The following is a 10,714-nucleotide window of genomic DNA, read 5'->3' as shown; positions in this document are numbered from 1 at the left end:
AGCCCCGCGCCGGCGGCCCTGACCACCGCCACCCGGTCGAGGTGCCCCGCCGCGGCGGCCACGGGCGCGACGCCCTCGGCCGCCGCCACCACGAGGCCGCGCCCCTCGCGCAGCGGCCCACCGTCCAGCTCCAGGTCCAGCTCCAGGTCCCGGGCGAACCGCCCGACCGAAGGGTGCGCGGAGCCGGGGTCGTAGTCCACGGCGGTCCCGTCCATCAGCCCCGTGAAGTGCCGGTGCGCCTCGGGCAGCTCGATCACCTCCGCCAGCACCTCGCGCAACGCGTCCACCTGCGCCCCCGGCCGCATGAGCGCCACCTGGGCGCGGGTGTTGCGCAGCACCTTGGCCGCCACGGGATGCCGTTCGGCGGTGTAGGTGTCGAGCAGGCTCTCCGGCGCGCGCCCGCGGGCCACGAGCCCCAGCTTCCACCCGAGGTTGACGGCGTCCTGGAGACCCAGGTTGAGCCCCTGGCCGCCGATGGGCGAGTGCACGTGCGCCGCGTCCCCGGCCAGCAGCACCCGCCCCTTCCTGTACGTCTCCGCGTGCCGGGTGTTGTCGCCGAAGCGGATCCCGGTCTCCAGGCTCTTGACGATCACCTCCAGGCCCGTGACCCGCCGCAGGCTGGCCTGCAGCTCGGCGGCCGTCATCGGCGCGTCGCGGTCGCCCGGCCCGCCGTCGAACTCGATGGTGGCGATCTCCCCCGGCACCAGCGACATGTTGACCAGACCTCCCGGGCCGCGCAGCGACGAGGTCACCATGCCGGGATCGGCCAGTTCGGCGACCGCCGAGCGCCCGGTCATCGTGGGCGGCGTGCCGTCGAAGGCGATCCCCGACCGCTTGCGCACCACGCTCCGCCCGCCGTCGCACCCCACCAGGTACGCCCCGCGCAGGACCTGCCCGTCGGCGAGCACGGCCGAGACGCCCTCGTGGTCCTGCGTGACGTCCGCCACCGCGCACGCGTACCTGATGCGCACCCCCATCGCGGCGGCCCGCTCGGCGAGGATGTCCTCCAGCCGGTGCTGCGTGAGCATGAGGTATTCGGCGTTCCCCGCCACCTCCAGCAGCGGCAGCCCGCCGAAGTGCCCGCGGATCTGCCCCTTGCGCAGCAGCTCCACCATCATGGCGACGACGTCGCGCCCGGTCTGGTCGCGGCGTCCGCCCAACTCGTCGAGCATCGCCCACTGTGCCCGCGCCACCGGCTCGGCCAGGCCGCGCAGGGCCAGCGACTGGACGCTGCGCGCGTTGAGCGAGCGCAGCCCGAGGCTGCGGGTCCGGCGCTCCTCCTCGCCCGTGGCCGCCTCCAGGACCAGCGGGTCGGCCCCCGCCAGCTTCAGCTCGCACGCCAGCAGCAGCCCCACCGGGCCGCCGCCCACGACGATCACGTCGTCCATGGTCACGCTCTCCTTCCTACTTACAGCGTATGCTTACGCCGTAAGTAGAACACGTACACCGTAAGCTTTGTCAACCGGAAGGGGCGAGAGAGGGGTGCCGCATGGCTCGGCGGGAGCCGCTGAACAGGGAGAAGGTTCTGGACGCCGCCCTGGCGCTGGCCGACGAGGAGGGCCTCGACGGCCTGTCCATGCGCCGCCTGGCGAAGATGCTCGGGGTCGAGGCGATGTCGCTCTACAACCACGTCTCGAACAAGGCCGACCTTGTCGACGGCATCGCCGAACGGGTGTTCGCCCAGGTGGAGCTACCGGATCCGGGGCTGCCTTGGCAACGGCGGATCCGGGAGGCGGCGCTGGGCATGTACCGGGCGTTCCGCCGTCATCCGGTCGTGCCGCTGGCGCTGGCCACCGACCGGTCCAACCCGACCTCCGTACGCGCGCTGCGGCCCGTGGACGCGCTGGTGGGAGCCCTGTACGAGGCCGGGTTCGACGACGTCGGCGCCTGGCGGGCGCTGGGCGCGGTGAACGGGCTGGTGTTCGGCTCGCTGCTGATGTCCACGGGCGGGTTCACGAACCTCCCCGAGGTCCACGCGGGCGAGCGCAACGTCGGCGCCTTCATCACCCGGATGGACCCGGAGGCACTGCCGCACTTCAGCAGGCTGCTGCGCGGGACCCGGGACGGCGTGGACCCGGAGACCGACTTCGCGCAGGCCCTCGACGCGCTCATCCGCGGCCTGGAGAGCGAGCCCAAGTAGTTTGGAAACCCTCAGGAGAACTTCGTCTTCGGCCGCTCCTGCAGCTCACCGTCCACGTACACGTCGAGCTTCTCGTCGTAGAACGCGACCAGCCCGGCGATCTTCTCGCTCTCCGGCAGCGGCGTGCGGTACGACCAGGCCAGGTCCTTCTTCCCGTTGACCGACCAGTATTCGGCCGTCCCCTTGTACGGGCAGTTGGTGGCGGTGTCGGTGTGCTCCAGCAGGTCGAGCCGTACGTCGGTCTTCGGCAGGTAGTAGCGGGTCGGCAGCCCGGTCTCGAACAGCAGGTGCGGCCGGTGCGTGTCGGCCACCGTGACCCCGTCGACCTCGATCCGCACGTGCCGCGAGGCGGCCAGGATGTCCACCCTGGTGTACGGGTCGCGCGGGTGGAAGAACACCTCCTCGTCCTCCTCGAACCAGGCGTCCATCGCGTCCCACTCGAAACGTACGTGGCCGCGGATGGCCTCCAGCGGCGACTCGGGGTAGGCCAGGGCCCCGCCAGGAGCCTCCGCCGTGCCCGAGGTGACCGTGTAGACCACGGCGTCGCCCCTGCTCGGAGAGTGCTTGGTGGTGCCCGTGGGCTTCAGCGCGGACGCGTCCACGTCGTCCAGCGGGATGTAGTAGGCGGGATAGTACGGGACCTCCCACACGAGGAGGGCGGAGGTGGTGTCGGCCACCGCCCGGCCGCCCAGGTAGGTCCGCACGCGCTTGGCCGTGGGCTCGACACGCACCCGGCCGCGGTTCGTGGCATCCATACTCGCGGGAACCCCGTCGGCGAGCCCGCTATTCCGCCCTGCCTCCGGCCGGGCGTGTCCCCGGTCAGCCCAGGCCGAAGAGGCTCAGGGTCGCCCAGGTGGTCAGCGTGCCGACCGCCGCCCCGACGGCGACCTGCGGCCAGGTGTGGTGCGCGAGGCGTACGCGTGCCCAGCACACCAGCCCCACCACGGCGGCCCCGGCCAGGGCGGTCGGCCACACCGGCAGGACGTGCGTGAACACCACGACCGTGCCCGCGGACACGGCGGCGTGGAAGGAGATCTTCCAGCGCAGCGTGACCGGGACGGTCACCGCCAGCGCGACCAGCATCGCGGTCACGGTCGCGACGAGCAGCGCCGGGGCACCCGTCACGACCAGCAGCGCCAACGCCACCAGCACCGCTGCCACCGCCGCCAGCAGCGGTTTGGTACGGCGGGCCCGGTCGACGATGTGGTGGGAGTCGAGGCGGCCCGAGCGCACGCCCAGCGCGATCACCGCCGCCGGGACTCCCCCGCAGAGCGCCGACGCCACCAGGCCCCACGCCGCGCCGCTCCACCCTTGCGCGAGGAGGCCGACGACCGGCGGCATGAGGATCACCAGTACCTGCGGTGCCAGCAGGTTCGTCACCCGTTTCGCCACCAGGTCGGCAGTCATGTCACGAAAGATTACGCGATCATGCCCGCCACACCTCACCCCCGCCCCGGGCGCCACCCCTTTCCCAACCTGCGCACGTTTCCCGACCAGGCCGCATCCCGCCACGCACCGCACACCCGCCCCCGCGCGACACCCCGCACAAGCGCCCTGGACCCGGCGAACACGGCCGAACACGCCCGGACCGCAGCCAAGCAGCCGAAGACGCCTTCGCCCCCTCTCGGTCGCCGTCAGAGCCACCCAGGCGGCAGGCGGCGGGAGCAGGGGGCAGGGGGCAACGGTCCGTGGCGGCCGGGGCCGGGGGGCGCGCGACCAGGGGATGGCCGGGCCGTTCGGGAGGGGTGGCCGGTGGGACGGAGGGGAATGCCGGGGCGGGTGGGGTCAGCCCTTGCCCGCCGCGTTGACGATGCGGGTCGTGGAGCGGTCGGGGATGGCGTCCAGCTCCCAGCACTCGGCCCCCAGGATCGCCGCCGCCGCCGCGCGGTTGCCCGCGTGCGGGTCGCCCGCCGTGTGGGCGAGCGCTCCCGGCCGCATCGGGGCGAGCAGGTCGATGTAGTCGTCGGGCCCGTGCGCGTCCGGCGGCCCCGCCACGATGAAGACCCCGGTCACGAAGCGGAGCGCGGCCAGCACCTCGGCCCGCTCCGCCGACGGGTTGAAGGGCCGGCTCGGCCCCTTCCACGCGCGTACGCGCGGGTCGTCCTCGACGCCGACGACCAGCGGCAGACCGCGCGCGGCCACCGCGCCGAGGTAGCGCACGTGGCCCACGTGCAGGATGTCGAAGACGCCGGTCACGACCACCGCCCCCGGCCGCTCGTACGGCTGCACCCAGACGGCCTCCAGGCTGCTCACGCGACCTCCCGATCCCCCATGGGCCTAGACGACTCGTCGATCGCAGCGTACTCGGTCGGCGTCCGGAGTCGTGCAGGTGACCTCGGAAAGGCGATTCCTACCTTTTCGCGATAATCTCCAGCCCACCTCTGAGGCGTCTCATTACGTCACCGGATTTGGGGGAGGTCGCCGTGGCATCGCCGGACGCGCAGCAGGCAGAGGGGGACGACCGGGCCGGTGATCTCGTGGCCAGGCTGCCGGGGATGCCCTCCCAGGTGTCCAGGGCCAGAGGGCTCGTCACGGCGGCGCTGGGCCGCGAGCACCCGCTCTACGACGACGTCGTGCTCCTCACCAGCGAGCTGGCCACGAACGCGATCCTGCACACCCGTTCGGGCTCGGGCGGCTCGTTCACGGTGAGCGTGGCCAGCTCGGACACGTCGGTACGGGTGCTCGTGACGGACGGCGGGTCGGACCGGGCACCGTGCGTGTGCCGTACGAGCATGCAGTCCACCCACGGGCGCGGCCTGCCGCTGATCGAGGCGCTCAGCGACCGCTGGGGTTTCACCCGTGAGGCCGGCGCCACGACGGTCTGGTTCGAGCTGGAGCAGGAACGCGTCCCGACCGGCGTCGCCGTCTGACACCCGCCGTCTGACACCCGGCGTCCTGGCACCCGGCGTCCTGGCACCCGGGCGCCGCACGCCTTTACGCGCCGCGGTCGCCGTGCGAGCCTCAGGGTGTTCGTGAGATCACTGACAGGCAGCGGGCCGAGACGGGAGACGTTCGGAGTGCACCATCACGGCGGCGACGCACGCAAGATCGAGCGCACAGACCTCCCCACCGCGCCGCAGGAGACCTGCCCGGTGGCCCGCGACGACGACGGCATCTGGCGGGTACGCGGCTACGCCCAGGCCAGGGCCGTGCTGCGCAGCCACGCCACCGTCCAGGCGGGCCTCGGCATCGAGACCGTGAACAAACTGCCGTCCAGGATCCGGCGGCCGGTCCTCTACCGGGACGGCCCCGAGCACCGCGAACACCGCCGCCAGACCGCGAAATACTTCACGCCCCGCCGCGTGGACGAGCACTACCGCGAGCTGATGGCGCGGGCCGCCGACGCGCAGCTCGCCGGGCTGCGGGCGGGCGGCGGCGCCCCGTTGTCCGAGCTGAGCTTCGGCATGGCGATCGAGGTGGCGAGCACCATCATCGGCCTCACGTCGAGCCGGCCAGGCGTCAGGGCGCGGCTGGAGCGGTTCTTCCCCGAGAAGTTCGGGCGGCCTGGGTTCACCAGCCCGCACGGGATCTACTGGGCGCTCCGTCAGGGCTTCAACTGGGCGAACTTCTACCTGGGCGACGTACGCCCCGCGATCGCCGACCACCGCCGCGAGCCGCGCGACGACCTCATCTCGCACCTGCTCTCGGAGGGGTGCACGGCGGCCGAGATCGTCGGGGAGTGCCTGACGTTCGCCGCCGCCGGGATGGTCACCACGCGGGAGTTCATCTGCGTGGCGGCCTGGCACCTGTTCACCGACGAGGCGCTGCTCGACCGCTACCGCGCGGCCGGCGAGCCCGAGCGGCTGGCCGTGCTGCACGAGATCCTGCGGCTGGAGCCCGTGGTGGGCCGGCTGCGCAGGCGTACCACGGAGGCGCTGGAGCTGGCCGGGGCCGACGGTCCTGTCACGGTGCCGCCGGGCGCGCTCGTCGAGGTGCTCGTCGACCAGGCCAACACCGACCCCGGCGCGATGGACGGTGACCCGCTGTCGTTGTGCCCCGGCCGTACGGTCGACGGTGGCACGGACACCCCGGCGCTGTCCTTCGGCGACGGCCCGCACCGGTGCCCGGGGGCGGGCATCGCGGTCCTGGAGACCGACGTCTTCCTGACCCGCCTGTTCGCGCTGGACGGCGTCAGGATGGCGGTGGCGCCGCGGGTGACGTTCGCCAACGACATCGGCGGCTACGAGATCCGCGGCCTGGTCGTGAGCGCCGACGGCGGCCCCCCTGGCGTCCCCGGGTGACCTCGACGGCAGGCTCGCGGGCGTCCCCCGACGACCCCGCCCGCCGTCAACGGGCCTCCCCGACGACCCCGCCCGCCGTCAGTGGCCCTCCCCCCGCGCCTGCTCGCACTCGCTCAGCCTGCGCCGCAGGTGCGCCTGCTCGGGCTCGGTGCCGGCCGAGGCGAGCGCCTCGCGGTAGGCGGCCGCGGCCTCGCCGAAGCGGCCCAGCCGGTGCAGCAGGTCCGCCCGCGCCGTCGCGTACGGGTGGTAGCCGCGCAGCCGCTGCTCCCCGGCCAGCTCGTCGAGCAGGGCCAGGCCCGCCTCGGCCCCGTCGCGCATGGCCACCGCCGCGGCCCGGTTGACCGCCACGACCGGCGAGGGGGCCAGCCTCAGCAGCACGTCGTAGAGCGCCACGATCTGCGGCCAGTCGGTGGTGGCCACGTCGGCGGCCTCGTCGTGCAGGGCGGCGATGGCGGCCTGGACCCCGTACAGGCCGGCCGGTCCGCCGGTGAGCGCGGCGACGGCCAGGCCCTGGCCCTCCTCGATCATCGTACGGTCCCAGCGGGCGCGGTCCTGATCGTCGAGCAGCACCAGCTCGCCGTCAGGGCCGACCCTGGCCTCGCGCCGCGCGTGGATCAGCAGCATGAGGCCGAGCAGCCCGGCCACCTCCCGCTCGCCCGGCAGCAGGCGGCGCAGGATGCGGGCCAGCCGGATGGCCTCCTCGGCCAGCTCCGTACGCAGGAGGGCGGGGCCGGAGCTGGCGGCGTACCCCTCGGTAAAGATCGAGTAGATCACCTGGAGGACGCCGGGCAGCCGTTCGGGCAGTTCGTCCGCGCCGGGCACGCGGAACGGGATGCGGGCCTCGCGGATCTTCTTCTTGGCCCGTACGATCCGCTTGGCCATGGTGGCCGGCGGGACCAGGAAGGCCCGCGCGACCTCCGGCGTGGTCAGCCCGGCCAGGCAGCGCAGCGTGAGCGCCACGCGGTCCTCGGCGGGCAGGGCGGGGTGGGCGCAGGTGAAGAAGAGCTGCAACCGCTCGTCGGGCAGCTCGCCGTCGGCGTCGGCACCCGGCGCGGGCCCCGCCCGGTCGGCCTCCACCTGGAGCACGGCCAGCCGGGCGGCGTACGCGCGGTCGCGCCGCAGCCGGTCGACGGCCCGCCGCCGCGCGGTGGTCATCAGCCACGCCCCCGGCTTGGGCGGCACCCCGCCGGACGGCCAGTGCACCAGCGCCGCCTCGATCGCCTCCGAGGCGACCTCCTCGGCCAGGTCGAGGTCGCCGAAGCGGCGGACCAGAGCGGCCAGGAGCAGCCCGCGCTCCTCGCGGAAGACGGCCTCGATCGAGGGCCCCACCTCCCCATGTCCGTCCCTCGTCATGAGACCTCCCGTCGCGACGCCGACCGCACGGCCGTGCTCAGACGTCGAAGTCGGCGACCGGCCGGACCACGATGGACCCGCCGCCGCGAGCCCCCGGGCAGCGGGCCGCCCAGTCGAGGGCGACGTCGAGGTCGGGCACGTCGATGACGTAGAAACCGCCGAGGATCTCCCGCGTCTCGGCGAACGGCCCGTCGGTGACGGTACGCTCGCCCGACGCGCCCACGCGGACGGCGGTGGCGGTGGTCAGGTCGGCCAGCGCCTCACCGGAGACGTAGACCCCGGAGTCCTTGATGGTCTTGTCGAAGGCCCCCCACTCCTCGAACGCGACCTCGTCGCAGTCGCCGGTGCCGGAGCCGTCGGTGTCGGGGGTGTTGATGAGGAGCATGTACTTCATGGTGTCTTCCTGTCTCGTCGTGGCGGCCCGGTTCGCCGCCTCGCCATGTCTACGAACGGGACGAGCGCGGAAAGACAGGCCCGCGAAACTTTTCTATCCGAGTGCCGGGCATGGATCCGCCGGGCCGTCCCCGTCGAAGGGGCCTCAGACGTCGAGGCGGCACAACCCCTCGGCCAGGGCCTTGGTGGTCAGGCGGGTGCGGCTGTCGCAGCCCAGCTTGGCGAAGATGTGCTCCAGGTGGGTCGTCACCGTGCGCACGCTGAGCACCAGCGCCGCCGCGATCTGCGGGTTGGAGTCGCCCGCCGCCACCCGGGTGAGCACGTCGACCTCCCGCCCCGTCAGCTCGTACGGCAGCGGGCAGGGCCGCTCGGCCGCCACCGCCCCCTGGAGCGAGCCCTGGAACCCGACCCCGGCCCGCACCAGCCGTACCTCCCGCCACCGGCCGTCGCCCCCGAGCCACAGCCCGCGCCGGTTCAGCTCGCGCGAGTCGATGAACGCCCGCGCGTACGCCGCCATCGCCGGGTCGTCCCACAGCACCGCGGAGGTCTCGTGCCCCGGCACCGCGCGCCGGGTGCCGAGCCGGTCGTAGGCCACCGCGTGGAAGCCCGGCGGCAGCCCCACCGGGTCGATCACGCACCTGCTCAGGTCGGTGACGTGGGCCAGCAGCGGGCTGACCGCCGCCACCAGCGCCTCCGTGCGCCTCGGGAACGCCCGCGCGAAGGCCCGCGCGGAGACCAGGTGCAGCAGGCCCGTGAAGCGGCCCTCGTGCAGGAACAGGGGTGCCGTCAGCCCGGCCCGCCAGCCGTAGGGGGCGAGGTGGCGCCGGAAGTAGCGCTCGGTGCCCGGCTCGGGCATGCCGACGGGCGCGCGGGTGGCGATGGCCCTGCGGTACGCCTCCAGCCCCGCGTATTCCTCGGCCGCGTCGTGGTCGATGCGCGGGTGACCGTCGGAGACGACGCTGTGGTGGCGACCGGTGGCGGGGTCGTAGGCGACGAACTCGTAGGCGTCGAGCGGGACCACGCGGCGCAGCGCCGCCATCGCGCCGGGCCCGCCCCCACCGCCCGCGACCTGGTAGCCGACCTCGGCGAGCGCCTCGAGATGGCGCGCGTCAACGGTGATCAGGGCCACGAATGCTTTATATCATTGACCAAAATTCTCCCGAAGTTTTACCGGAAGGCCGCCCCCGGCCGCCGATGCTAGGGTCGTTCGCATGCAGCGCGCTTCCGTCACGACGACGCCGGACCTCGTCCCGGCGCGCTGACTGCATGCTTCCCGGGCGGACGCCCGGGAGCCTGGTCGTTCGCCCTTTCCCAGGAAAGGATGATCATGAACGACCATCGCAGGCTCGGCCGCGAGCTGGGCATCTTCGGCACCGACCCGCTGATCGGCTCCGGCCTGCCCTACTGGCTGCCCGCCGGGGCGGCCGTGCGCAAGGCCGTCGAGGACTACGTCCACGAGCTCGAACGGCGTACCGGCTACCAGCACGTCAACTCCCCGGTGCTGGGCAAACGCGAGCTGTACGAGCGCTCGGGCCACTGGGCGCACTACGCCGCGGACATGTTCCCGCCGATGGAGGTGGGCGGGGAGGAGTTCGTGCTGCGGCCGAGCCTGTGCCCGCATCACGCGCTCATCTACCGTTCGCGCGGGCGCAGCCGCCGTGACCTGCCGTTGCGGGTGGCGGAGCTGGGCGGCATGTACCGCTCGGAGCCGTCGGGCGTGCTGGGCGGGCTGAGCCGGGTGCGGGCCATCCAGCTCAACGACGGCCACGTGTTCTGCGCGCCGGGCCAGGCCGCCGCGGAGGTGTCGGCGGCGCTCGACCTCATCGAGGCCGCGCACGCCCGGCTCGGCATCGGGGCCGCCCGATACCGGCTGTCGCTGGGCGGCGAGGGCGCCAAGTTCGTGGCCGACCCCGCCATGTGGGCGCGGGCGGAGGAGGTCCTGCGCGGGGTGCTGCGGGAGCGCGGACGGCCCTTCGACGAGGAGCGCGGCGAGGGCGCCTTCTACGGCCCCAAGATCGACATCCAGATCGCCGATCCGGCCGGGCGCGAGTCGACCCTGTCCACCGTCCAGGTCGACTACTTCCAGCCCGCCCGCTTCGACCTGCGCTACGCGGGCGGCGAGCGGCCCGGCGAGCGGCCCGTCATGGTGCACCGCAGCGTGGTCGGCGGCATCGAGCGCCTGGTCGCCCACCTCGTCGAGGTGCACGGCGGCGCGTTCCCCGCCTGGATGGCGCCGGTGCAAGCCGTGGTGCTGCCGCTGTCGGACGCCGAGCTGCCCGCCGCCGCCGCGCTGCTGCGGCAGTGCCTGGAGGCGGGGCTGCGGGCCGAGCTGGCGCCCGCGGACCGGGGCAGCCTCGGGGCCAGGATCAGGGCGCACCGGCTGGTGCCGTACCAGCTCGTGGTGGGGCCGCGCGAGGTGGCGAGCGGGCGGGCGGCGGTGCGGCTGCGCGACGGCGGCCAGGCCGGTGCGGTGCCGATCGAACAGCTCGCCGCACAATCGCGACCGTTCGTCTGACCGGTGGAGATCAATAAGGTAACGGAGGGTTCCGCGATCACGTAAAGGGCTCGTAAGGTCCCTGCAACGCCG

General features: G+C 73.6%; 11 protein-coding genes. 4 read left to right on the top strand and 7 right to left on the bottom strand.

The window, feature by feature from the left end:
* On the bottom strand, window positions 1–1,388 hold a 1,388-nt coding region (locus ABD844_RS38900), incomplete at its 3' end, for an FAD-dependent monooxygenase (RefSeq protein WP_344889749.1).
* Window positions 1,389–1,489: 101 nt separating this feature from the next.
* Here ABD844_RS38900 and ABD844_RS38895 point away from each other — a divergent pair.
* Window positions 1,490–2,140, top strand: a complete 651-nt coding sequence (locus ABD844_RS38895) for a TetR/AcrR family transcriptional regulator C-terminal domain-containing protein (RefSeq protein WP_344889746.1) — start codon at window positions 1,490–1,492, stop codon at window positions 2,138–2,140.
* An 11-nt stretch (window positions 2,141–2,151) separates the two neighbouring features.
* Here the strand turns inward: ABD844_RS38895 and ABD844_RS38890 are convergent, their stop codons facing one another.
* From ABD844_RS38890 to ABD844_RS38880, 3 genes are all read right to left on the bottom strand, one after another.
* A complete protein-coding gene (locus ABD844_RS38890; RefSeq protein WP_344889744.1) occupies window positions 2,152–2,895 on the bottom strand; it encodes a DUF427 domain-containing protein in 744 nt (247 codons plus the stop codon).
* A 64-nt stretch (window positions 2,896–2,959) separates the two neighbouring features.
* Window positions 2,960–3,547, bottom strand: a complete 588-nt coding sequence (locus ABD844_RS38885; protein ID WP_344889741.1) for a phosphatase PAP2 family protein — start codon at window positions 3,545–3,547, stop codon at window positions 2,960–2,962.
* Window positions 3,548–3,925: 378 nt separating this feature from the next.
* Window positions 3,926–4,393, bottom strand: coding sequence for an adenylyltransferase/cytidyltransferase family protein (locus ABD844_RS38880; RefSeq protein ID WP_344889739.1), 468 nt, complete (start codon window positions 4,391–4,393; stop codon window positions 3,926–3,928).
* A gap of 170 nt (window positions 4,394–4,563) precedes the next feature.
* Between ABD844_RS38880 and ABD844_RS38875 the strand changes: the two genes are divergently transcribed.
* On the top strand, window positions 4,564–5,010 hold the full coding sequence (locus ABD844_RS38875) for an ATP-binding protein (RefSeq protein WP_344889736.1): 447 nt from the start codon (window positions 4,564–4,566) through the stop codon (window positions 5,008–5,010).
* A gap of 102 nt (window positions 5,011–5,112) precedes the next feature.
* Window positions 5,113–6,381: a cytochrome P450 gene (locus ABD844_RS38870; RefSeq protein ID WP_344889733.1), complete on the top strand. Its 1,269-nt coding sequence runs from the start codon at window positions 5,113–5,115 to the stop codon at window positions 6,379–6,381.
* Between the two features lie 78 nt (window positions 6,382–6,459).
* Here the strand turns inward: ABD844_RS38870 and ABD844_RS38865 are convergent, their stop codons facing one another.
* The 3 genes from ABD844_RS38865 to ABD844_RS38855 all read right to left on the bottom strand — a co-directional run bounded on the left by ABD844_RS38865 (window position 6,460) and on the right by ABD844_RS38855 (window position 9,256).
* Entirely contained in the window at window positions 6,460–7,734 is a 1,275-nt protein-coding gene (locus tag ABD844_RS38865) for an RNA polymerase sigma factor (protein ID WP_344889731.1), read from the bottom strand.
* A 37-nt stretch (window positions 7,735–7,771) separates the two neighbouring features.
* Window positions 7,772–8,128: a YciI family protein gene (locus ABD844_RS38860; RefSeq protein ID WP_344889728.1), complete on the bottom strand. Its 357-nt coding sequence runs from the start codon at window positions 8,126–8,128 to the stop codon at window positions 7,772–7,774.
* 144 nt (window positions 8,129–8,272) lie between these two features.
* Complete coding sequence (locus ABD844_RS38855) at window positions 8,273–9,256, bottom strand: helix-turn-helix transcriptional regulator (RefSeq protein ID WP_344889724.1); 984 nt, start codon at window positions 9,254–9,256, stop codon at window positions 8,273–8,275.
* Between the two features lie 129 nt (window positions 9,257–9,385).
* Here ABD844_RS38855 and thrS point away from each other — a divergent pair, with 129 nt between their 5' ends.
* Entirely contained in the window at window positions 9,386–10,642 is a 1,257-nt protein-coding gene (gene thrS / locus ABD844_RS38850) for a threonine--tRNA ligase (RefSeq protein WP_344889758.1), read from the top strand.
* The last annotated feature ends 72 nt before the right edge of the window (window positions 10,643–10,714 follow it).

It is taken from the genome of Nonomuraea antimicrobica (assembly GCF_039536965.1).
Classification (GTDB): domain Bacteria; phylum Actinomycetota; class Actinomycetes; order Streptosporangiales; family Streptosporangiaceae; genus Nonomuraea; species Nonomuraea antimicrobica.
Note: the sequence above shows the minus strand (reverse complement) of the source record. Positions and strands in the feature narration are given on the sequence as shown.

What these genes read in the sequence shown, in the direction of transcription:
- ABD844_RS38895 (WP_344889746.1), top strand. Translation starts at nt 1,490, where the DNA reads ATGGCTCGGCGGGAGCCGCTGAACAGGGAGAAGGTTCTGGACGCCGCC.
- ABD844_RS38890 (WP_344889744.1), bottom strand. Translation starts at nt 2,895, where the DNA reads ATGGATGCCACGAACCGCGGCCGGGTGCGTGTCGAGCCCACGGCCAAG.
- ABD844_RS38885 (WP_344889741.1), bottom strand. Translation starts at nt 3,547, where the DNA reads ATGACTGCCGACCTGGTGGCGAAACGGGTGACGAACCTGCTGGCACCG.
- ABD844_RS38865 (WP_344889731.1), bottom strand. Translation starts at nt 7,734, where the DNA reads ATGACGAGGGACGGACATGGGGAGGTGGGGCCCTCGATCGAGGCCGTC.
- ABD844_RS38860 (WP_344889728.1), bottom strand. Translation starts at nt 8,128, where the DNA reads ATGAAGTACATGCTCCTCATCAACACCCCCGACACCGACGGCTCCGGC.